The sequence below is a fragment of the Pseudomonas sp. FSL R10-0056 genome, assembly GCF_009600105.1.
Lineage (GTDB): Bacteria > Pseudomonadota > Gammaproteobacteria > Pseudomonadales > Pseudomonadaceae > Aquipseudomonas > Aquipseudomonas bubulae.
Window position 1 is genome coordinate 180815 of record NZ_WIWL01000112.1, and the last position, 20732, is coordinate 201546.

Genomic DNA, 20732 nt, shown 5'->3' on the forward strand with positions numbered 1-20732 from the left:
CGCGAGCGTTACCTACAAATACCTTGGCCTGAGGTGCGGAGCCCTCGAATATCAGCCTTTCCAGGCGAGTAGCCAATTTAATGACTACAATCATATTGCCGTTATTTTTTTGACGATCCTCAGTCTCAAGCCACTCAACCAGATGTTTCAGATGATAAAGTACGCGCTTTCTTACACTCATTCGAGTGTAGTACTACGCTTGTCATAAATGATGCACAGCACACAGTACAAGAAGAAACAACTGAGACGTAACGGGCTAAATGTTGACAGTCATTCTATTGACACCTAAAGAAATAGACAGGTGATGGCTGGCAGTACCCGAACGCCTTAACACCTGTTCATCCTTGGGGGACGTTACGCTTGGTTCATATCAGTTTGGCCATAGGCGGATTGCCGGATCAACACATTGTGTTGCGCGCAGGCGGCTTGTATTGGGTCACGGTCGATCACTCCGCTGACGCAAAACTGCTTGCTCGGCAATTTCTTGAAAACATACCCGAAAGCGTGCCGGCAACCTTGATTGCCAGCACCGGCTACGCACAAGGCCTGGTCAACGACATGGCGCCCGATCGCGGGCCGGAAAAACTCAAGCTGTTCGAGATCGCACCAAGAGTCATCGTGCCTGGGCTGGCCACGTTGAACCGCGACCTTGCGCGTGCCGGTACCGCCCCTTCAAGCCAGATCCTGCTGGTGCTGCCTGCCAACAGTTGGGCTGAGACCACCACAGCGGTCCAATTGCAACGTTGGTTCGAGCGCATGCGTTCCTGGCTGCTGGAGCGCAACGCCACATTGCTGGTGATTACCCATGGCGAGGCAGCGCTGCTGCATGCGCAGTTGCTGCAACTCAATCAAACCCTGTCCGGTTTAAGTCGCTTGTACCGCTACAACGGCGACCTGCGCTATCAGTTGCACTTTTGGCACAGCGATCTGGGCGTTAGCGCCGGGCAGGAGTTCAAGTTGTCGGACCAGGACGCGACCTTGCGCCTGATCCCGCAAACCGAGGTCGATACCCAGCCCCGGGTAGCGGACGATCAGCACGTTTATCTTGCCGAGCGCTCCGTGCTGGAGGGTGCGCCGTCAATGTCCAAGCACTGGTACCTGTTCGAAAACCGTGATGCATTGCTCGAAGCAGCCCAGTCAGCCAGCGCCGCGACCGTGCTTGCTGCGCGCCAGTTGCGGCCAGACCTCCCATGCGCAGTTGTACAAACAACCAGCGGATCAGTGCCTGTTGTTCGATGACTTGCGCAAGCTGGGCTTTTCCAATGAGCTGATGCTTAACCACACCGGTGAATTCGACGGTTTCCTGCAGGAAGTGCGTGAACAGGGCCAGTTGCCTCCTCCGGCTCTGGGTGTTGTACCCGCAGGCCTGCCGCGTACCTATGTCGGTTTTGATGGCTCGCCGATCTGGCGCGACCGTGATGTGCTGAGCAAGTGGTGGCAGCACCGCATGACTGAAGACTCACCCAATATGGCGCTGTTCTACAACACCACTAGCCTGCACGACGGTAACCGCCAGGTGCAGTCCGATGGCGGCACCCAGGCCGCTGACTACCGCAGCCGGGCGCAGATCCTTCTCGACGATCTTAATGCCTTCCTTAAAGAGCTGGAAAAAAGTGGCCGTCGCGTCGTGGTAGCCATCGTCCCTGAGCATGGCGCAGCGCTGCACGGTGACCGCATGCAGATAGCCGGCATGCGCGAAATCCCCAGTGACTCCATCACCCATGTACCGGTGGGTATCAGGCTGATCAATATGGGCGACAACGCGCAAACCCAGCCTATCCACGTCAGTGAACCCAGCAGCTACCTGGCCGTGGCAGAAATCATAGCTCGCCTGTACGCCGATCCGGCGCTGAGCAATGGCCAGACCGTGGACTGGTCCAGGCTGCTCACCGATCTGCCGAAAACCGCGAAAGTATCGGAAAACTCAGGGACCGTAGTACTCGACTACAACGGCAAACCTTATGTGCGAATCAAGGAGAACGGCGGATGGCTGCCTTACCCACAGCGGTTCAAATAAGCGCCGATATCCTTTCGCGCAAAGAACGGGCCGATGATATTGCCCGGCTTAAATCCATGATGGAGCTGCATGCCCTGGAATATGTCGATGTGTCGGCACACATGGAGCTGTTGCAGGCCTTTGAGCGCTGGCCGTTGCTGGCCTATCTAGAGGCGCAGTACAAGCAGCCCCCGTTGCTGGCCAAGGACACGGAGCAAACCCCATGATCAGCATGAGTTTGCGTGGCGTGCGGGGTGGCGTGGGCACCAGCTCAACCCTGGCGGCCCTTGGCCATGCGCTGCATGAGCTGGGGCAGAAAGTGCTGCTGGTGGACATGTGCCCGGAGAACTCCCTGGGCCTGCACTTCAATATGGACCTTGCCCCCCGTGAAGGCTGGGCGCGGGCGACCCTTGACCGGCAACCCTGGCACGAACACGCCTGGGTGGTAGAGCCAGGCCTGTGCGTGCTGCCCTATGGCCAATTGAAGCCGAGCGAGCTTTTTGCCCTCGATGCCCTGCTGATTGAACAGCCAAAGCTCTGGAGCCAGCGCCAGGCTGCGCTGGCGAACGCGTTTGACTGGATACTCTTCGACCTGCCGCAACGCTTGCCTGGGCATATGACCAACCCGCACTGCGCACTCTCGATGATGGTTACCAACGCCGATGCTGCCTGCCATGTGCTGTTGCAACCGCAGCTGACGCAGACCCCGCTGTTTCTGGTCAATCGCTTCGATGCCGCCAGCCAGTTGCAGCGCGATCTGCTGCTGATCTGGCAACAGCGTTATGCCCATGCACTGGTGCCAGTCAACCTGCATGCCGATGAAGCCATGGCCGAGGCCCTGGCCAGAAGCGAGCCTGCCGGGCGCTATGCGCCCTCCAGCCTGATTGCCCTGGACATTATCAGCCTGGCCAGTTGGTGCCTGCTGCGCGGCAGGAGGCTTGAATGATCAGGCGTTGGTTCCCCTATACACGATTGCGGCGGGAGCAGAACTGCACCCGTTTTACCGCCTTCACCCTGGCGCTGATTCAAGCGCTGGGCTGGATCTTCCTGCGCCTTGAATCACCCCGCTGGCAAGCCTTGCGCGAACAGCACCGGCGCCTGTATCCGCACCTGGCGGACAAGCCCTCGACCATCGGTGACCCGCTACGCTACACGGTGCAAACCCTGTGGCTACTGCTGGTGCGAACGCCCAACCAGGACCAGATCGGCCGGCAACGCTTCCGCCAGCGCACGGCCAGCTTTTTCTCGGCCTTGCTGATGATCGTGCAACGGCCATGGAACCTGCTGTCCAATGCCTTTGCCCGCTTGCCCACCACCCTCAGCCCGCAAGTCACCAAAGGCTCGCACTGGTGGGACAACATTCAATGGCCGCTGCGCAAGGGCCTGTATATCGCCATGGGCGTACTGGCCCTGGCGTTGATTGTGCTGTGCATTACCGAACCGTTCGGTTTCCTTGCGCAACTGGTGTTTGTCGTCTTGCTGTGGATGCTGGCCATGCTGGTCCGGCGCATGCCGGGGCGCTTCCCTACATTATTGCTGATCGTGCTCTCGGTCATCGTGTCGTGCCGTTATCTGTGGTGGCGCTATACCTCGACCCTGAACTGGAACGACACCTTCGATCTGGTCTGCGGCCTGACCTTGCTGGTGGCCGAAACCTATACCTGGCTGATCCTGTTGCTGGGTTATGTGCAAACCTCATGGCCGCTCAATCGCAAACCGGCACAGCTGCCGGCAGACACCGATCAGTGGCCGGTAGTGGATCTGCTGATTCCCACCTACAACGAAGAATTGTCGGTTACCCGTGGCACGGTGTATGCGGCGCTGGGTATCGACTGGCCGAAAGACAAGCTGCGCATCCATTTGCTCGATGACGGTAACCGCCCAAGTTTCAAGACCTTCGCCGAGGAAGTGGGTATCAACTACATCGCCCGCACCGACAACCGTCACGCCAAGGCGGGTAACCTCAACCATGCCCTGAAATTGCTCGACGGCGATCTGGTGGCGATTTTCGACTGCGACCACATGCCTGCCCGCTCCTTCCTGCAATTGACGGTTGGCTGGTTTCTGCGCGATCCGAAACTGGCGCTGGTGCAAACCCCGCACCACTTCCTCTCGCCGGATCCGTTCGAGCGAAACCTGGGTACTTTCCGTAACCGCCCCAACGAAGGCGAGCTGTTCTACGGACTGATCCAGGACGGCAACGACATGTGGAACGCCGCGTTCTTCTGCGGCTCCTGCGCCATACTGCGGCGTACCGCAATTGACTCCATCGGCGGTTTTGCTGTCGAAACCGTGACCGAAGATGCCCATACCGCCTTGCGTCTGCACCGCAATGGCTGGACCTCGGCCTATCTGCGTATTCCGCAGGCGGCGGGGCTGGCGACCGAGAGCCTGTCGGCGCATATCGGCCAGCGCATCCGTTGGGCGCGGGGCATGGTGCAGATTTTCCGCACTGACAACCCGCTGTTGGGCAAGGGCCTGACGATCTTCCAGCGCATCTGCTACACCAACGCCATGATGCACTTTCTGGTGGGACTGCCGCGGCTGGTGTTCCTCACTGCGCCCCTGGCATTCCTGTTCTTCCACGCTTACATCATCTACGCCCCGGCGGCGATGATCCTGTTGTATGTGCTGCCGCACATGATCCACGCCAGCCTGACCAACTCGCGGATGCAAGGCGCCTACCGCCAGACATTCTGGGGCGAGGTGTATGAAACCGTGCTGGCCTGGTACATCGCACGGCCGACCACGGTGGCCTTGTTCAGCCCGTCACGGGGCAAATTCAACGTCACGGCCAAGGGCGGCATGATGGAGGAAAACCAGTTCGACTGGCAGACCGCCAAGCCCTATCTGATTTTGTCGGTGTTGAACATCCTCGGCCTGGGCTTTGCCGTCTGGCGCCTGTTCTATGGCCCCAGGGATGAAATCTTCACCGTGATCGTCAGCGTCCTGTGGGTGATCTACAACCTGCTGATCATCGGGGCTGCGGTTGCAGTTGCCGCGGAAGTACGCCAGGTGCGCAACACCCACCGGGTACTCGCGCGCTTGCCGGGGGCGGTGAAACTGGCTGACGGGCACAGCTACCCTTGTGAGCTGGTGGACTACTCCGACGGTGGCGTCGGCCTGCAACTGAGCCAGGCTCTGCAATTGCCCGTCGGCACGCCGGTTTCACTGATTCTGCAACGCGGCAACCGCGAGTTTGTATTCACCGGCACCCTGACCCGTTCCAGCGAACGTTTTATTGGTCTCAGCTTTGCCCGGTTACCGGCCGAAGAAAAAATTGCCTTCGTGCAATGCACCTTTGGCCGCGCCGATGCCTGGCTTGATCACAACAGCGGTTTTGAAGCCGACAAGCCGATCCAGAGTCTCAAGGAGATCCTGGCCCTGGGCATCAAGGGTTATTACCGCCTGTATGAATACCTGCCGGCGTGGGTCCGCGTGTTGGCAAAACCTTTCCTGCACATCTTTCAGTGGCTGGGCAGCTTTTTGCCGCGCATGCCCACCTCCACCCCTCTTATTTCCCGGCCAGTGAGCAGATCATGAGTCGTATAACCAAAAAAACCATTTTCGCCAGCCTAGCGCTGATGACCTTCGCCTCACAGCTGATGTCGGCCCCCCTGCCTTTGCCGGGGAGCTCACCAGTGGCCGAAACGCTGCCAAAACCTGCATTTGCACAAACCGATCAGGTACTGCCAAGCTGGCCGGTGACCTATACCTTTGAGCAACTGGGGCGCCCCGGTGACTCCCTGCTGCTGGGTATCAACAGCGCCGACCAGGTGGAATTCGGCATGCGCCGGGACCGCATTGCCAGCGACGCCAGCCTGCAGCTGGAATACACGCCCTCGCCTTCGCTGATCCCGACGGTTTCCCATATCCGGGTTTACCTCAACGATGTGCTGATGGGCGTGCTGCCGATCGAGAAGGACCAGTTGGGGCGTAAAACCACGCAAAAGATGGCCCTTGATCCGCGACTGATTTCGGACTTCAACCGCGTACGCCTGGAGTTTGTCGGCCATTACACCGAATTCTGCGAAGACCCGGCCAACAGCACCCTGTGGGTCAATATCAGCCGTGGCAGCAGCATTACCCTGCAGGAACAGGCGCTGAGCCTGCAAAACGATCTGGCGTTTTTCCCGCTGCCGTTTTTCGACCCGCGCAACAGCGGCAAACTCGAACTGCCGTTTGTCTTCGCGGCCAACCCGACCCTGGGCGAACAGAAAGCCGCCGCGATTCTGGCTTCCTACTTCGGTAGCCAGTCCAACTGGCGCGGGGCCAATTTCCCGGTCGTGTTCGATACCCTGCCAGGCGTGCAAGACAAGGATGCCGTCCAGCCCACCGTGGTGTTTGCCACCAACGATCACCGCCCTGCATTTATGAGCGATCTGGAGAAATTCCCGGCCGTGACCGCGCCTGTGGTCGAAATGATCAACCACCCTGATGCGCCTTACAGCAAAATCCTGCTGGTCATGGGTCGCAACGAAGAAGACCTGGCTACAGCCGCCAAGGCCCTGGCCCTGGGCGGCAACCTGATGCGCGGTTCCCGTGTGACCATCGACAAGGTCCAGGAACTGCAACCGCGCAAACCCTACGATGCTCCGGCGTGGATGCGTACCGACCGCCCTGTGCGTTTTGCCGAACTGGTCAGTTACCCGCAACAACTGCAAGTCAGCGGGCTGGTGCCACGCGCCATCACCCTGGACGTCAACCTGCCGCCTGACCTGTTTGTCTGGCGCAACCAGGGTATCCCGCTGCGCACCCAGTACCGCTACACCGCGCCGTCGGCCAATGATGATTCGCGCTTGAATATCAGCCTCAATGACCAGTTCCTCACCAGCCTGCCATTGCTGCGCAAAGACACCAGCAACCTCGAAGAACTGCGCCTGTCGGTGCTGTCCAACGACTCAGCCAACGTCAATGACAAACTGATCGTGCCTTCGCTGAAAATTGGCGACCGTAACCGTCTGCGTTTCGACTTCAACTTTGCCAGCACCATGGGCAGTTCACAGAAAGATCGCTGCCAGACCATCCTGCCGGCCAACACCCAGGCAATTATCGATGAGGACTCCACCATCGATATGTCCGGCTACTACCACTACATCAGCATGCCGGACCTCAAAGCCTTTGCCCGCAGTGGTTTCCCGTTCAGCCGCATGGCCGACATGTCCGAATCCATCGTTGTCGTACCCAAAGACACCACACCGACACAAATCAGCACCCTGCTTGAAACCGTGGCCAGCATTTCTGCGCGTTCCGGCTACCCGGCGTTCGGCTTGCGCCTGACCGATGACTGGCAATCCGCCTCCAAGGAAGATGCCGACCTGCTGGTACTGGGACAAATGGCACCAGACCTGCGCGATAACCCGGACTTGAGCGTATTGCTGCAACGCCAGCGTGACATGCTGGTACAGCCACATGGCACCACCGGTATTGATGCCAACATTCGTCGCACGCCGTCGACCGACGCACGCAACGTGCCAGCCAACAAGGTGGAAGTCACAGCGCAGGCCCCGATTGCAGCTATCCTGGGCATGCAGTCCCCGACCCATAACCAGCGCAGTGTCGTGGCAATGTTGGCCAATGACGATGCAGACTACAACTTGTTGCGCGAAATCCTCGGTGACAGCGGCAAGCTGGACGCAGTAGCGGGCTCCGCGGCACTGATCCGCAGCAGCGGTGTTTACAGCCAACTGGTGGGTGACCAGTACTTTGTTGGCAACCTGCCATGGTACCTGTTGCTGTGGTACCAGCTCTCCGAGCACCCGGTGCTACTGACCGTGCTGGCCGTGATCAGCGTTCTGCTCAGCGCCTTCCTGCTGTGGCGTGCCTTGAGCTGGGCGGCCAACCGTCGCCTGAACAAGCATGACTAACGCCATGAAGCGACTGGCGGCACTTACCCTGAGCTCGACCCTGGGGCTATTGCCTCAGGTGGCGAGTGCGCAATCCTGTGACTGGCCCGCCTGGGACAGTTACAAGAAGGCCATGATGAGCAGCGACGGGCGGATTATCGATGGCTCGTCGGCGCAAATGATCACCACCTCGGAAGGTCAAAGCTACGGGTTGTTTTTTGCCTTGCTGGGCAACGACAAAAAGAGTTTTGCGAGGATTCTCGAGTGGACCCGCAATAACCTCGCCGGTGGCAGCCTTGAGGCTCATCTGCCAGCCTGGCAATGGGGTCTGGCAAAAAACGGCAAGTGGCAGATCCTGGACAGCAACAATGCCAGCGATGCCGACCTGTGGATCGCCTACAGCCTGCTCGAAGCCGGCCGGCTGTGGCAGTGGCCCGAGTATGTCGCGCTTGGGCAGAACATGCTCTGGCGCAGCGCTGCGCAAAGCCTGCGCAAGCTGCCCGGGCTGGGCCTGATGCTGTTGCCCGGGGATGTGGGTTTTGACAGCCCCAAGGGTTGGCGCCTGAACCCCAGCTATTTGCCACCGCAACTGTTGGCCCGTTTTGCGCGTATATCACCGATCTGGGCCGAACTGGCGAGCAACCAGCAACGCATGCTGATAGAGACTTCGCCCAAAGGCTTTGCCCCGGACTGGCTGCAGTGGAAAGCCGGTGGCGGTTGGGCACCGGACAGCAAGGAGGGTTCGCTGGGGGACTACGATGCCATTCGCGTCTACCTGTGGGTTGGCATGCTGGCCCAGGACGCGGCCGGTCGCCAGCCACTGCAACAACATTTTGCGCCCATGGCCAACCTCACCCAAACCCTGAGCTATGTGCCAGAAAGCGTCAATGCCGTTACCGGCAAATACACCGGCACGGGGCCGGTAGGGTTTTCCGCCGCCATGCTGCCGTTACTGTCCAGCCTGGACTCCCCCGCGCTGGCGGTTCAACAGGAACGGATCAAGCAACAGCCGCCTGCGGCCGATGCCTATTACAACCAGTCACTGCTGCTGTTCGGCCAGGGCTGGGATGAACAACGCTATCGCTTTGACAAGGATGGGCAGCTTTTACCTTCGTGGATCAAAACATGCCAAAAATAACAACGTGGGCGTTCCTGCTCGGTGGGTTGTCCACTGCAGCCATTGCACAGCCGAGCACGGTGCAGGAGCAGCAACAATGGCTGCTGGAGCAGGTTCGGATCGGCGAAGCCATGTACCGCGAAGACCTGGTGCGTGACTCGCTGGCACGGCTGCAATTGATCTCACCCAACAACCCGCAAGCGTTGGTGGCGTCGATACGCCAGGCATTGCTGGAGAAAAACCCGGAGCTGGCCAGGCAGCGTCTGGCCCAGTTGCAAAATGTTGCCCCTGATTCGGCGGCACTGCGTCAGGCCCAGAGCCTGATGAAGCTGCAAGACCCACAAAGCCAGAAAGACCTGCAACAGGCGCGCCTGTTTGCTGCGGCCGGTCGTCCTGAAGAAGCCGTGGCGATTTTCGAGCGACTGTTTGGCAATGCCCCGCCGGATTTTGCCACGGCACTGGAATACCTGCGCATCCGCAGCAATATCCAGGGCCAGCGTGCACAGGTCATCGAGCAACTGCGCAGCCTGGACAAACAGTACCCGGGTAACCCCGGCCTGCGTCAAACCCTGGCCGACCTGTTGTTCCGCGAAGACCGTGCGCCAGAAGCCCTGATCGTCCTGCAGCAACTGGCCAAAGACCCGGTCGCCAGTAATGCTGCGGCTGAGCGTGAATACACCTACCTCAGCACATTGCCGGTGGATCGCACATCGGCACAGGCCTGGCAGGGCTTTATTGCGCGCTATCCAAATTCGCCGCTGATTGGCGAGGCCAATAAAAACCTGCAAAAGCAGCAAAGCCTGCTGAATGACCCGGCATGGACCGCCGGCGCCCAGGGCAAGCAAATGATCGACCAGTCGCGCAGCCCGGCAGCCGCCGAAGGCCTGCTGCGCCGCGCTCTAAAACAATACCCCGACGACCCGACCCTTTACGGTGCCCTGGGCATGGCGCAGTTTCGCCAGGGCCGCTATGCCGAAGCCAACAGCAACTTTGCCACCGCTCGCAGCAAAGAACAGGACACATCCAATATCAGCAAGTGGCAAGACCTGATGGACGCCAGCCGCTACCGCATGCTGCTCAGTCAGGGCGACAAGGCCCTTGAACAACATAACCCGGCAGCGGCGCGCACGGCCTTTACCCAGGCACGCAAGGCCAAGCCCGGCGATGCCGACCCACTCATAGGCCTGGCCAGCGTGGCCCAGGCCGAGCACGACGATATCCAGGCCGAAGCCTTGCTGTTGCAGGCCCGTCGTCTTGAGCCCGGCAATGGCAGTGCGGTGCGTGGGCTGATGCGTCTGTACAGCGCGCAAGACCCGCAAAAGGCCAAGGCTTTCCTTGATCGCCTGCCGCCTGCCAGCCAGAAGGAATTTGCCAGCCTGCGCCAGAGCATCGAACTTGACGAACTGAACCGTCAGGCCGATGCCGCTACCGAGCGCAAGGACTGGCCGCAAGTGGTCGCCTTGCTCAGCAAAATCCGTAACCTCAGCCCCGATGAGCCTTGGGTCACTTATCGTCTGGCCAACGCCCAGCGCGAAATCAACCAGCCGGGCGCCGCTGATGACAGCTTCAAACAGCTGATGACTCGTCAGGGTCGCAACCCTGAAGCGCTTTATGCCTACGCGTTGTACCTATCAAGTACCGAGCGCGATGCCAGTGCCTTGAGCGTTCTGGAACAACTGCCCAAGGCGCAATGGAGCGACTCCATGCGTGATCTTGATACGCGGCTGCAACGCAATGTACTGGTGGCCCGGGCTGAAAGTCTGCGCGCCGCCGGGCAAGAGCCGCAAGCGATTGCCCTGTTGATGCAGAACTCGGACAACGACGATCTGATGACCATCGCTGGCTGGGCCCAGGAGCGTGGTGACTATGAACAGGCGCAAAACCTCTACAGCCAGGTGCTGAAAAAAGAACCGGGCAACATTGATGCGCGCCTGGGCCAGATCGAAACCCTGATTGCCAGCAAACAGCTGCCTTCGGCTCGTCAGCAACTGACACAGTTTACCCCTGCCCCCGGCACGCCATTGACCCCTTCACAGCAACGTCGGGTAGCCAATGCCTGGGCCGCCGTGGGTGAGCCTGAAAAGGCCCAGGCCATCTATGCCCAATTGTTGCAATCACCGCAGGCTGACCCGCTGATGTATCGCGACGCGGCGCGGCTGATGTCGGCCAGGGAGCCGCAAAAGGCACTGGACTACTATGCCAAAAGCATGGCCGCCGCAGGGCTGATTACCCCTGAGCAAGGCAACCCCCGGGACAATCGCGCCATGACCATGGCCAGTCGTGAAAAGGACGATGACGAGTGGCTGGCCCGTAGCTTGCGCAGTGATGTGGACGAACTCTACCAGCGGCAAAATCCGACAGTTCATCTGTATACCGACTACGGCTGGCGTTCGGACGATGCTTCCGCCGGCACTTCGGACACCGACACCCGAACCACCATCCTGCAACTGGACCTGCCGGTGGCCGATGGCAGCGGTTTTCTGCGCGCAGAACAGTTGAATATGGATGCAGGAAAATTCGATGCCGACCCGGACGGACTCGTGCGCGAGAACTACGGCACCTGTGCTGTGGAGGTCAATCGCAAGGGTACCAATGGCCCTGACTTCTCTGGCTGCGATGACCGCTCGCAATCGGTCAACGGCACGATGATGGCGGCGGGCTGGAAAAACGAGGTGTGGAACATCGATATCGGTCGTACACCGGATAACTTCAAGGTACCCAACTGGCTGGGCGGCGTGGCCTACAGCAGCAAGATCGGCTCACTGGGCTGGACCCTGACCGGTTCACGTCGCCCGCTGAGCAACTCGATCCTGTCCTATGCCGGGGCTACCGATCCCAACACCGGTGTCACCTGGGGCGGCGTCACGTCCAACGGTGTGACCTTGAGCCTGAGCCACGACGAAGGGGGCGTAGACGGTGTATGGGCCAGTTTCGGCCAGCACTGGTTGCGCGGCAAAAACGTCGAAGACAACCACAAGAGCACGGCCATGGCCGGTTATTACTACCGTCTGGTGGAGCGCGCCGACGAACGTTTGCGCACCGGTCTGACACTGATGTATTGGGGGTATGACAAGGACTCGAGTGAATACACTCTCGGCCAGGGCGGTTACTACAGCCCGCAGAAGTACTATTCGATTGGTGTGCCGCTGAACTACGCCTTCCGTACCGCCAACTGGTCGGTGGCATTGGAAAGCTCGGTGAGCTGGTCGTATGCGAAAACCGATGCCAATGACCTTTACCCGCTGGACGGACTGAACAGCAAACTGCTGCAGCGGCTCGATGATGCTGGCTACCAGCTTGCCGACGGTCTGGGGCAGACCTCGGGCGGCAGCAGCACTGGCATTGGTTACCGCGTACAGGGGCTGGTAGAGCGCAGGCTGTCGGATCATCTGGTACTGGGCGGCGGAGTGCTCTATCAGCACAGCGATGACTATGCCCCGAGCCGGGCGATGCTCTACCTGCGTTATACCTTCGACGTGTGGCAGGGCAACTTGCCGATGCCGGTGCAACCGTTGATTCCGTATGCCGATTTCAGGTAATTGGCAAATCAGTGTGGGAGCGGGCTTGCTCGCGATCGGAGCGACGCGGTTTAACAGATAGACCGCGCCGTCTGCATCGCGAGCAAGACCGCTCCCACAGTGAAAATCAGCGTTTTACCGGCGTGCGCATGGTCACAAACTCTTCAGCAGCCGTCGGGTGTACGCCGATGGTTTCGTCAAAGTGCTGTTTGGTCGCCCCGGCCTTCAAGGCAATCGCCAGTCCCTGCACGATCTCCCCCGCCTCCGGCCCGACCATATGGCAACCGAGCACCTTGTCGGTGTCAGCATCCACCACCAGCTTCATCAACGTACGCTCCTGGCACTCGGTGAGTGTCAGTTTCATCGGGCGAAAGCTGCTTTCGAAAATCTGCACCTTGTGTCCCGCCTCAATGGCCTGTTCTTCGCTCAAACCCACCGTGCCGATGTTAGGCAGGCTGAACACAGCCGTCGGGATCATTTGGTAATCCACCGGCCGATATTGCTCGGGCTTGAACAGGCGGCGCGCCACGGCCATGCCTTCGGCCAGCGCCACGGGCGTCAACTGCACGCGACCGATCACATCGCCAATGGCCAGGATCGATGGCTCGGCACTCTGGTACAGATCATCCACTTCGACAAAACCGCGCTTGTCGAGTTTGACCCCGGTGTTCTCCAGGCCCAGGTTATCGAGCATCGGCCGACGGCCCGTGGCGTAGAACACACAATCGGCGATCAGCTCGCGACCGTCCTTGAGTGTGGCTTTGAGGCTGCCATCGGCCTGCTTGTCGATCCGCTCGATATCGGCATTGAACTGTACGTCCATGCCGCGCTTGATCAGTTCTTCGTGCAAGTGCTTGCGCACTGCACCATCAAAACCGCGCAGGAACATCTCGCCACGATAGAGTAAGGACGTTTTCGCACCCAAACCGTGGAAAATCCCAGCAAACTCGACGGCGATATAGCCACCGCCCACCACCAGCACACGCTTGGGCAGCTCTTTGAGGAAGAATGCCTCGTTGGAACTGATTGCATGTTCATGGCCCGGGATGTCGGGAATCTGCGGCCAGCCGCCGGTGGCGATCAGGATATGTTTGGCGGTATGACGCTGACCGTTGATTTCAACTTCATTGGGGCCGGTTATTTTCGCGTGACCTTCGATCAGGGTCACACCGCTGTTGACCAGCAAGTTGCGATAAATACCGTTGAGACGATTGATCTCGCGGTCTTTGTTGGCGATCAGGGTCGCCCAGTCAAAGTCGGCCTCACCCAGGCTCCAGCCAAACCCCGAGGCTTGCTCGAAATCTTCAGCAAAGTGCGCGCCGTACACCAGCAGCTTTTTCGGCACGCAGCCAACGTTCACGCAGGTACCGCCCAGATAGCGGCTTTCTGCTACAGCCACTTTTGCGCCAAAACCTGCGGCAAAACGTGCAGCACGCACGCCACCAGAACCCGCACCAATGACAAATAGATCAAATTCGTAGGCCATTTCTCTCTCCTAGGCAGGCCATCAGCATAATCGCTCCTGCGCGATTGACCAGCGCTGGAAGTTGCCGACAGCAAAAAAACGAAAAAGCCACCCGAGGGTGGCTTTCTCTTGAAGCGATCTACAACGGGCCGCTATCAGTAAGCTTTGCCGGTTTTGTAGAAGTTTTCAAAGCAGAAGTTGGTTGCTTCGATGTAGCCTTCGGCGCCACCGCAGTCAAAGCGCTTGCCCTTGAACTTGTAAGCAATCACGCAACCGTTTTGCGCCTGCTTCATCAGCGCGTCGGTGATCTGGATTTCACCGCCTTTGCCCGGTTCGGTCTGTTTGATCAGATCGAAGATATCCGGAGTCAGGATGTAACGGCCGATGATGGCCAGGTTGGAAGGTGCATCTTCCGGAGCTGGTTTTTCAACCATGTTGCGCACGCGGTAGAGGTCGTCACCAATCAGGTCGCCAGCGATCACGCCGTACTTGTTGGTTTCTGCCGGATCAACTTCCTGGATCGCGATAATGGTGCAGCGGTACTGATTGTACAGCTTGACCATTTGTGTCAGGACGCCGTCGCCTTCCAGGTTGACGCACAGGTCGTCTGCCAGAACCACGGCAAAGGGTTCGTCGCCGATCAGCGGGCGGCCAGTCAGAATTGCGTGGCCCAGGCCCTTCATTTCGGTTTGACGGGTGTACGAGAACGAGCATTCGCTCAGCAGGCGGCGGATACCGACCAGGTACTTCTCTTTATCAGTACCCTTGATCTGGTTTTCCAGCTCGTAGCTGATGTCAAAGTGGTCTTCCAGGGCGCGCTTGCCGCGGCCCGTCACGATGGAAATTTCAGTCAAGCCAGCGTCCAGTGCTTCTTCAACCCCGTACTGGATCAGTGGCTTGTTCACCACCGGCAGCATTTCTTTTGGCATGGCCTTGGTCGCTGGCAAAAAGCGAGTGCCGTAACCGGCTGCTGGGAACAAGCATTTCTTGATCATATGAGTCCTTTAAAGGGCTGTACGTTCCAAATTTGGCGCAGTCTAATCAGGCAGCATCGACGTTACAATGCTTCTCGATAGCAAACTGATGCCAACCTAGATAAATATTTAGCCCGTTAGTTCCTTTGCGATTGAATTTGATTGGCGCCCATCGTGTTTACCACTACCCGTGATGCCCTTGCGCTATTATCACGCCATTAATCCAGCCAATCAGGAAGCTTTTCGATGTCAGCAACAATCAGCGTTAACGGTTATGAGATCAAACCCGATGAATCGGGCCAATGGTGCGTGTTTGCTGCCTCGGGTGAAAACGTTGCCGGACCATTCAGCTCGCAACAGGCCGCAGCAGAAGTCGCCTCGGTATTTCAGGACCAACCTGAGCCAGCAGCCCGCCGCAGCAAAAAATAACAGCAACTCCACTTATGTGATGGTTACCCGGATGAAGAAAGTTCTGACACTGCTCGCATTGGTGACTCTGGGTGGGTGCGCGACGGCATCCAGCACTTACCTGGCCGATGGCAAACAAGGGTTGAGCATAGACTGTTCTGGCGAGGCCATGTCCTGGGCCAAGTGCTATGAGAAAGCCGAGGCCTCATGTGCCGGTACTGGCTATACCATCATTGCCACGGATGGTTCGCCTGCGCTTGCGCAAAGCGAGAAAACCCTGGGCGCAGATGTAGGTAATTTTAAAAGTCGCACTGTCGTAGTGGCCTGCAAGTAAGGGATACCGCTAAAGCGCATGACTTTAGCGGTAACTGCAATTACCGGGTGCCCTGGCCGACCAAAACGCCATTCACGGTTTGCCCATAAACGTTGACGCCGTCATTGGCATGGAACTTCAACCGGGTTTTTTCCACTGAACCTTCGACCAGTCGAGGGTCCTGTGGCCGTTCGTGGGTGTTGATGTACGCCGCCACATCCCAGGCCTGCTCGTCACTCAAGCTGTTGGCCTTGCCCAGTGGCATGTTGTGCTTGATAAACGATGCCGCGGTATTGATCCGGTGCATGCCGGCTCCCCAGTTGTAGGAATCCTTGCCCCACAATGGCGGCATCACATAGTCCTCCCCCACCTTTTGCCCCTGCCCGTTGTCACCATGACAGACGGCACATTGGTCCTTGTACAGCGCAGCACCACGGCTCAGGTTGTACCCAGCCTTGGGCTCGGGCACATCGGGATACCCTCGTCCCGGCAACTCAACCCCCGTAGGAGCCTTGGTCGACAACCAATAGGCATAGGTTGAGAGCGCCGTGATCTCGCGGCTATCGGCAGCCGGTGGCGTACCGCCATTCATGCTGAACTGAAAGCAGCCCTGCAGGCGTTCGGCAAAGGTATTGACCTTGTCGTTTTTCTTGCGGTACGCCGGGTACATGGGGTACGCCCCCCACAGCGGGGCTGAGTTGGCCAGACGACCCTGATCAAGATGGCAGTTCGTACAGTTAAGGCCATTGCCGACAAACTTCGGGGCCTGGCGTTTGGTGTCAACAAACAGGGCATAGCCGTCCATCACCATTTTGCCGTAGGCGTTGTCGGGCAAATCGCTTTGTTGCGGCGGCTGAAAGTAGGTGATGTTATCGGCAGGTGCAGGCACCTTGATCTGCGACTGGTCTTCCATCGCAATGGGCGCTGCATGGATCGCGCTGCCAAGGAGGAAGGATGCCGCACAGGTTGATATCAGACGCTTCATGGTTTGACCTCCTTGTGCCCTACAGTGCTGAAATAGTCGGCAACCGCCTTGATTTCGTCTTCGCTCATGGCCTTGGCGATATGACCCATCAGGTCATTGGGATCGTTGCGCCGGGTGCCATCGCGCCAGGCATTGAGCTGCGCCGTCAGGTACAGCGCCGGTTGATTGGCCAGGGGCGGGAAGGCACTTCCCACCCCCACCCCACCCGGGCCATGACAGCTGACGCACTCGGGTATCTGACGCTCCCAGGCGCCGCGCAAGGCCAACTTTTCTCCAGGGCCTGAAGGCATGGTGCTGCGGTTGATGGCAGGCACCGCAGGGGCCGGCATTGCTGCAATGCTGGCGGTGACTGCGGCAATTTCCTGGTCGCTCAGGGCCTTGGCCAGAGGTTGCATCACCGGGCTGACCCGTTTGCCACTTTGAAAGTCGTGCAGTTGCTTGCTCAGGTAATCGGCAGAAAGACCGGCTAATCGCGGAAACCCGGCAGGTGCCAGCCCCATGCCATCCGCACCGTGGCACGCCACGCAGGCCGTGGCACCCGGTTGGGCACCGCCCTGCAGGTAGATGTTGGGGGTCGGTTGTGCCTGGGTATTGCTCACGGCGAGCAGCATGAGGCTGCTCAATAGCGTTCGCTTGAGTGGAATCATGACCAGCTCCATTATTGTTATATGCTTAGGCCTATAAAATATAAGCCTACAGATCCTAGGAGAATTCTTACCTGGTCACAACACTGCTTCGGATCCAATGGTAAAGCAGGACAAAAAAAACCTGACGTTCGCAAGGCAAACGTCAGGTTGGGGTCTTGCCGCCGGTTGACTGAGATAAGGCGTCAGTCACCAGAAATACAGTGAGTGGCGGCTTTGCGAATATCGCCCGGGCGCACCGGTACATTGGACATGCTTTCGTACACCTTGATACTGCTGCCGCCGGAGCGCTCTTCAATATCAATGACCGCCGTTGGATTGGAGGTCAGCTTTTGCGGGACGATAATCCGAAAACCGTCTTTATGCGGTTCAATCTGAGGTGCCCTGCGTGTGCTGGACAGTTGTTGCACCACACATTGAGCATAGGCGTCGGGCTTCTTGCCCGAAATCACACTCATGGTGGGCAGCGTCTGCTCAATATCGGTAACGGATGCACAGCCACCCAAGGCCAGCAACGCCGCTAATACGCCCCACTTCATAGACATTCTCCGTTAAAGACACTACGACAATGGATATGCGGAATTTCTCCCGGGCCATAGTGAATAAATACTCAATAGTGGCGGATTATCCACGTTTTACGTCAAACTCACCCGCATCACGGCATAATACTCGGCTTTAGCCCCCCTGATAGGGCTGAAGCACATGCTATCGTGCTGATTATTCAGCAGATTCACGTTTTTGGAGACACCATGAAATTTATTCACCAGCGCGAGCACCTCAACGAAGACGACATCGTCGTCATTGAGTGCTCCCAGCCTTGCAACATCCGCCTGATGAGCGATGCGCACTTCCGCAGTTTTAAAAATGGTGGCCGCCACTCCTACCATGGCGGCGCCTTCAAGGACTTCCCGGCCCGCATCACCGCGCCGAGCACCGGTTTCTGGAACATCACCATCGATACCGTGACCAGCCGTGCCATCAGCGTAACCCGCAAGCCAAGCTTCAAGCCGACCATTAAAATCGTGCGTCGCTCAAGCTCCAAACTTCGCTAAACCCAAAGCAGGAATTACCGTGCAAACCACCAAGTACGTGATCAAGTACAAGCTCAACGGCGAGCGTCGTTTCGAGTTTGCCCAGCTCCAGTCGGGATCGGAACAAGAAGCTCGCGCAGCACTTGAAAAGATCCATGGCGATGCTGACGAAGTAATTACCGACATCAAGGCAAGCAAGGCACTTTAAGCCGTGGACTTGTTTGCCGAGCAGGACCTGCAGCAGCCCGCCCGTGTCGAGCGTATCAGCGACCAGGCGTTTGCGCTTCGCGGGTTTGCCTTGCCCAAGGCCAAGGAGCTGCTGGCAGCCCTTGATAGCGTTCTGCTGCAGGCACCCTTGCGCCAGATGCAGACGCCCGGTGGCTACACCATGTCCGCCCGACTGAGCAGTTGCGGTGCTCTGGGCTGGACCACTGACCGCGATGGTTACCATTACAGTCCGCTCGATCCGCTAAGTGCCCGACCCTGGCCAGCCATGCCCGGCGTCTTCCTGGCGCTGGCTGCAGCGGCGGCCAGCAGCGCAGGCTTTAGCGGTTTTGTCCCTGATTCCTGCTTGATCAATGCCTATGCGCCAGGCGCAAAAATGTCGCTGCATCAGGATAAAAACGAGCGCTGCCATACCGCACCGATTGTTTCCATTTCTCTGGGGCTGCCGGCGATTTTTCAGTTTGGCGGTTTCGAACGAAGTGACCCGACTCAACGAATAGCATTGTTTCACGGCGACATCATGGTCTGGGGCGGCGTTGACCGCCTGCGGTATCACGGAGTAATGCCCATCAAGCCCGGGCATCACTCACTGTTGGGCGAACAGCGGATCAATATCACCCTGCGTCAGGCAGGCTGAACCGCAGTTACCTGCTTCACTTCCCCCTTTCCTCGCACGCACGCTGACAAAGCGCTGTAAATATTTCTATATAGCGGATATCTTGCCAACGCCTGACACGGCCTAATAAAAACGGAGTTTTGCCATGAATGTTCGTGCCCGCCCCTTTATCCCTGCCGCGCTGGCTGTTCTGATCGGATGTACCGCATTCACTTCGGTCCAGGCCGATGAAGTGCAGGTTGCCGTGGCAGCCAACTTCACGGCGCCAATCCAGGCCATTGCCAGCGACTTTGAAAAAGACACCGGGCACAAGTTGATAGCGGCCTATGGCGCAACAGGCCAGTTCTATACCCAGATCAAGAACGGTGCACCATTCGAAGTGTTTCTGGCCGCAGATGACACCACCCCCGAGAGACTTGAAAAAGAAGGCGATACCGTTCCCGGTTCACGCTTCACCTACGCCATTGGCACCCTGGCGCTGTGGTCAGCCAAAGAGGGTTATATCGACGGCACCGACAAAGCGCTGCTGGCCAATCAGTACACGCATCTGTCGATCGCCAACCCCAAAGCCGCGCCCTACGGCCTGGCAGCAACGCAAGTGCTGGCCAAACTGGACCTGACTGACAAGGTCAAGAACAAGATCGTTGAAGGCCAGAACATTACCCAGGCCTACCAGTTCGTTTCCACGGGCAATGCCGAGCTGGGCTTTGTCGCCCTGTCGCAGATCTACAAAAACGGCAAAGTCAGCGACGGCTCGGCCTGGATTGTGCCCGAGGCGATGCACGACCCGATCCGGCAAGATGCCGTTATCCTCAAAAAAGGCGAAAACAACCCTGCTGCCAAGGCCCTTGCCGACTACCTTAAAGGTCCTAAGGCCACCGCCATTATCAAATCCTATGGTTACCACCTGTAAATGCCGCTCACGAGTGCTGACTTCGCAGCCATCTGGCTGACTCTGCAACTGGCGTCGCTGACCACCCTCATTTTGTTGCTGGTCGGCACTCCCATCGCCCTGTGGTTAGCGCACACCCGCTCGCGGTTGCGCGGCCCCATCGGGGCGATTGTGGCCCTGCCACTGGTTTTACCGCCCACTGTCATAGGTTTCTATCTGCTGCTGGCGATGGGGCCCAATGGTTATGTTGGCCAGCTCACCCAGTACCTGGGTCTGGGCACACTGACTTTCAGTTTCGCCGGGCTGGTGATCGGTTCGGTGATCTACTCCATGCCCTTTGTCGTGCAGCCTTTGCAGAATGCATTTACGGCCATTGGCCCCAGACCGCTTGAAGTCGCCGCGACTCTGCGGGCCAACCCGTGGGATACCTTCTTCAGCGTCATTGTACCTCTGGCCCGACCCGGCTTTATAACGGCCTCTATTTTAGGGTTTGCCCATACGGTCGGTGAGTTTGGCGTGGTACTGATGATCGGCGGCAATATCCCGGAAAAAACCCGTGTGGTGTCGGTGCAGATCTACGACCATGTCGAAGCGCTGGAATATGCTCAGGCACACTGGTTGGCGGGAGCAATGGTGGTGTTTTCCTTTCTGGTGCTGCTGGCGTTGTATTCAAGCCGCAAATCCCAAACCAGCTGGAGCTGA

Annotated in this window: 19 protein-coding genes and 1 pseudogene; 15 read left to right on the forward strand and 5 right to left on the reverse strand. The window is 58.4% G+C overall.

Annotated elements, in window-relative coordinates:
- Positions 1-408: 408 nt before the first annotated feature.
- The 8 genes and pseudogenes from GHO42_RS06355 to bcsC all read left to right on the forward strand — a co-directional run bounded on the left by GHO42_RS06355 (position 409) and on the right by bcsC (position 12498).
- A complete protein-coding gene (locus GHO42_RS06355; RefSeq protein WP_368668038.1) occupies positions 409-1239 on the forward strand; it encodes a BcsE family c-di-GMP-binding protein in 831 nt (276 codons plus the stop codon).
- Positions 1160-2017 (forward strand): annotated as a pseudogene (gene bcsG, locus GHO42_RS06360) (cellulose biosynthesis protein BcsG); the annotation flags it as partial. The gene GHO42_RS06355 and the pseudogene bcsG, both read left to right, overlap by 80 nt.
- Positions 1987-2223: a cellulose biosynthesis protein BcsR gene (gene bcsR / locus GHO42_RS06365; RefSeq protein WP_095000194.1), complete on the forward strand. Its 237-nt coding sequence runs from the start codon at positions 1987-1989 to the stop codon at positions 2221-2223. The pseudogene bcsG and the gene bcsR, both read left to right, overlap by 31 nt.
- Complete coding sequence (gene bcsQ / locus GHO42_RS06370) at positions 2220-2942, forward strand: cellulose biosynthesis protein BcsQ (protein ID WP_095000193.1); 723 nt, start codon at positions 2220-2222, stop codon at positions 2940-2942. Before bcsR ends, bcsQ begins: the two co-directional genes overlap by 4 nt.
- On the forward strand, positions 2939-5539 hold the full coding sequence (bcsA, locus tag GHO42_RS06375; protein ID WP_095000192.1) for a UDP-forming cellulose synthase catalytic subunit: 2601 nt from the start codon (positions 2939-2941) through the stop codon (positions 5537-5539). The genes bcsQ and bcsA overlap by 4 nt, the downstream gene beginning before the upstream one ends.
- Positions 5536-7863, forward strand: coding sequence for a cellulose biosynthesis cyclic di-GMP-binding regulatory protein BcsB (gene bcsB / locus GHO42_RS06380; RefSeq protein ID WP_153325962.1), 2328 nt, complete (start codon positions 5536-5538; stop codon positions 7861-7863). The genes bcsA and bcsB overlap by 4 nt, the downstream gene beginning before the upstream one ends.
- Positions 7864-7867: 4 nt before the next feature.
- On the forward strand, positions 7868-8980 hold the full coding sequence (bcsZ, locus tag GHO42_RS06385; RefSeq protein ID WP_095000190.1) for a cellulose synthase complex periplasmic endoglucanase BcsZ: 1113 nt from the start codon (positions 7868-7870) through the stop codon (positions 8978-8980).
- A complete protein-coding gene (gene bcsC, locus GHO42_RS06390) occupies positions 8968-12498 on the forward strand; it encodes a cellulose synthase complex outer membrane protein BcsC (RefSeq protein ID WP_153325961.1) in 3531 nt (1176 codons plus the stop codon). The genes bcsZ and bcsC overlap by 13 nt, the downstream gene beginning before the upstream one ends.
- A 106-nt stretch (positions 12499-12604) precedes the next feature.
- On the opposite strand, the gene gorA is transcribed toward bcsC, so the two are convergent.
- Together gorA and galU are read right to left on the reverse strand one after the other, a co-directional pair.
- Positions 12605-13963 carry a glutathione-disulfide reductase gene (gene gorA, locus GHO42_RS06395; protein ID WP_095000188.1) on the reverse strand — a complete coding sequence of 453 codons (1359 nt, stop codon included), beginning with the start codon at positions 13961-13963 and terminating at the stop codon, positions 12605-12607.
- Between the two features lie 134 nt (positions 13964-14097).
- Positions 14098-14937 carry a UTP--glucose-1-phosphate uridylyltransferase GalU gene (galU, locus tag GHO42_RS06400; protein ID WP_016780941.1) on the reverse strand — a complete coding sequence of 280 codons (840 nt, stop codon included), beginning with the start codon at positions 14935-14937 and terminating at the stop codon, positions 14098-14100.
- A 225-nt stretch (positions 14938-15162) separates the two neighbouring features.
- On the opposite strand from galU, the gene GHO42_RS06405 reads away from it, so the two are divergent.
- Together GHO42_RS06405 and GHO42_RS06410 are read left to right on the forward strand one after the other, a co-directional pair.
- Entirely contained in the window at positions 15163-15345 is a 183-nt protein-coding gene (locus GHO42_RS06405; protein ID WP_095000187.1) for a hypothetical protein, read from the forward strand.
- Between the two features lie 31 nt (positions 15346-15376).
- Complete coding sequence (locus GHO42_RS06410; protein ID WP_095000186.1) at positions 15377-15658, forward strand: hypothetical protein; 282 nt, start codon at positions 15377-15379, stop codon at positions 15656-15658.
- 40 nt (positions 15659-15698) lie between these two features.
- On the opposite strand, the gene GHO42_RS06415 is transcribed toward GHO42_RS06410, so the two are convergent.
- From GHO42_RS06415 to GHO42_RS06425, 3 genes are all read right to left on the reverse strand, one after another.
- Positions 15699-16622, reverse strand: coding sequence for a c-type cytochrome (locus tag GHO42_RS06415; protein WP_153325960.1), 924 nt, complete (start codon positions 16620-16622; stop codon positions 15699-15701).
- Positions 16619-17269 (reverse strand): cytochrome c, encoded by a 651-nt coding sequence (locus GHO42_RS06420; RefSeq protein WP_095019908.1) that lies wholly within the window; start codon positions 17267-17269, stop codon positions 16619-16621. Before GHO42_RS06420 ends, GHO42_RS06415 begins: the two co-directional genes overlap by 4 nt.
- Before the next feature lie 182 nt (positions 17270-17451).
- Complete coding sequence (locus tag GHO42_RS06425) at positions 17452-17805, reverse strand: hypothetical protein (protein WP_095000183.1); 354 nt, start codon at positions 17803-17805, stop codon at positions 17452-17454.
- Positions 17806-18015: 210 nt separating this feature from the next.
- On the opposite strand from GHO42_RS06425, the gene GHO42_RS06430 reads away from it, so the two are divergent.
- From GHO42_RS06430 to modB, 5 genes are all read left to right on the forward strand, one after another.
- Positions 18016-18318, forward strand: coding sequence for a DUF1883 domain-containing protein (locus tag GHO42_RS06430; RefSeq protein ID WP_048379727.1), 303 nt, complete (start codon positions 18016-18018; stop codon positions 18316-18318).
- A gap of 19 nt (positions 18319-18337) precedes the next feature.
- Complete coding sequence (locus GHO42_RS25675) at positions 18338-18505, forward strand: hypothetical protein (protein WP_095000182.1); 168 nt, start codon at positions 18338-18340, stop codon at positions 18503-18505.
- Positions 18506-18508: 3 nt separating this feature from the next.
- Positions 18509-19159 (forward strand): DNA oxidative demethylase AlkB, encoded by a 651-nt coding sequence (gene alkB / locus GHO42_RS06435; RefSeq protein WP_095018547.1) that lies wholly within the window; start codon positions 18509-18511, stop codon positions 19157-19159.
- 124 nt (positions 19160-19283) lie between these two features.
- Complete coding sequence (gene modA, locus GHO42_RS06440) at positions 19284-20051, forward strand: molybdate ABC transporter substrate-binding protein (RefSeq protein WP_095019906.1); 768 nt, start codon at positions 19284-19286, stop codon at positions 20049-20051.
- Positions 20052-20732 carry a molybdate ABC transporter permease subunit gene (gene modB, locus GHO42_RS06445; protein WP_130871419.1) on the forward strand — a complete coding sequence of 227 codons (681 nt, stop codon included), beginning with the start codon at positions 20052-20054 and terminating at the stop codon, positions 20730-20732.

What these genes read in the sequence shown, in the direction of transcription:
- bcsR (WP_095000194.1), top strand. Translation starts at nt 1,987, where the DNA reads ATGGCTGCCTTACCCACAGCGGTTCAAATAAGCGCCGATATCCTTTCG.
- bcsQ (WP_095000193.1), top strand. Translation starts at nt 2,220, where the DNA reads ATGATCAGCATGAGTTTGCGTGGCGTGCGGGGTGGCGTGGGCACCAGC.
- bcsA (WP_095000192.1), top strand. Translation starts at nt 2,939, where the DNA reads ATGATCAGGCGTTGGTTCCCCTATACACGATTGCGGCGGGAGCAGAAC.
- bcsB (WP_153325962.1), top strand. Translation starts at nt 5,536, where the DNA reads ATGAGTCGTATAACCAAAAAAACCATTTTCGCCAGCCTAGCGCTGATG.
- bcsZ (WP_095000190.1), top strand. Translation starts at nt 7,868, where the DNA reads ATGAAGCGACTGGCGGCACTTACCCTGAGCTCGACCCTGGGGCTATTG.
- bcsC (WP_153325961.1), top strand. Translation starts at nt 8,968, where the DNA reads ATGCCAAAAATAACAACGTGGGCGTTCCTGCTCGGTGGGTTGTCCACT.
- gorA (WP_095000188.1), bottom strand. Translation starts at nt 13,963, where the DNA reads ATGGCCTACGAATTTGATCTATTTGTCATTGGTGCGGGTTCTGGTGGC.
- galU (WP_016780941.1), bottom strand. Translation starts at nt 14,937, where the DNA reads ATGATCAAGAAATGCTTGTTCCCAGCAGCCGGTTACGGCACTCGCTTT.
- GHO42_RS06405 (WP_095000187.1), top strand. Translation starts at nt 15,163, where the DNA reads ATGTCAGCAACAATCAGCGTTAACGGTTATGAGATCAAACCCGATGAA.
- GHO42_RS06410 (WP_095000186.1), top strand. Translation starts at nt 15,377, where the DNA reads ATGAAGAAAGTTCTGACACTGCTCGCATTGGTGACTCTGGGTGGGTGC.
- GHO42_RS06415 (WP_153325960.1), bottom strand. Translation starts at nt 16,622, where the DNA reads ATGAAGCGTCTGATATCAACCTGTGCGGCATCCTTCCTCCTTGGCAGC.
- GHO42_RS06420 (WP_095019908.1), bottom strand. Translation starts at nt 17,269, where the DNA reads ATGATTCCACTCAAGCGAACGCTATTGAGCAGCCTCATGCTGCTCGCC.
- GHO42_RS06425 (WP_095000183.1), bottom strand. Translation starts at nt 17,805, where the DNA reads ATGAAGTGGGGCGTATTAGCGGCGTTGCTGGCCTTGGGTGGCTGTGCA.
- GHO42_RS06430 (WP_048379727.1), top strand. Translation starts at nt 18,016, where the DNA reads ATGAAATTTATTCACCAGCGCGAGCACCTCAACGAAGACGACATCGTC.
- modA (WP_095019906.1), top strand. Translation starts at nt 19,284, where the DNA reads ATGAATGTTCGTGCCCGCCCCTTTATCCCTGCCGCGCTGGCTGTTCTG.
- modB (WP_130871419.1), top strand. Translation starts at nt 20,052, where the DNA reads ATGCCGCTCACGAGTGCTGACTTCGCAGCCATCTGGCTGACTCTGCAA.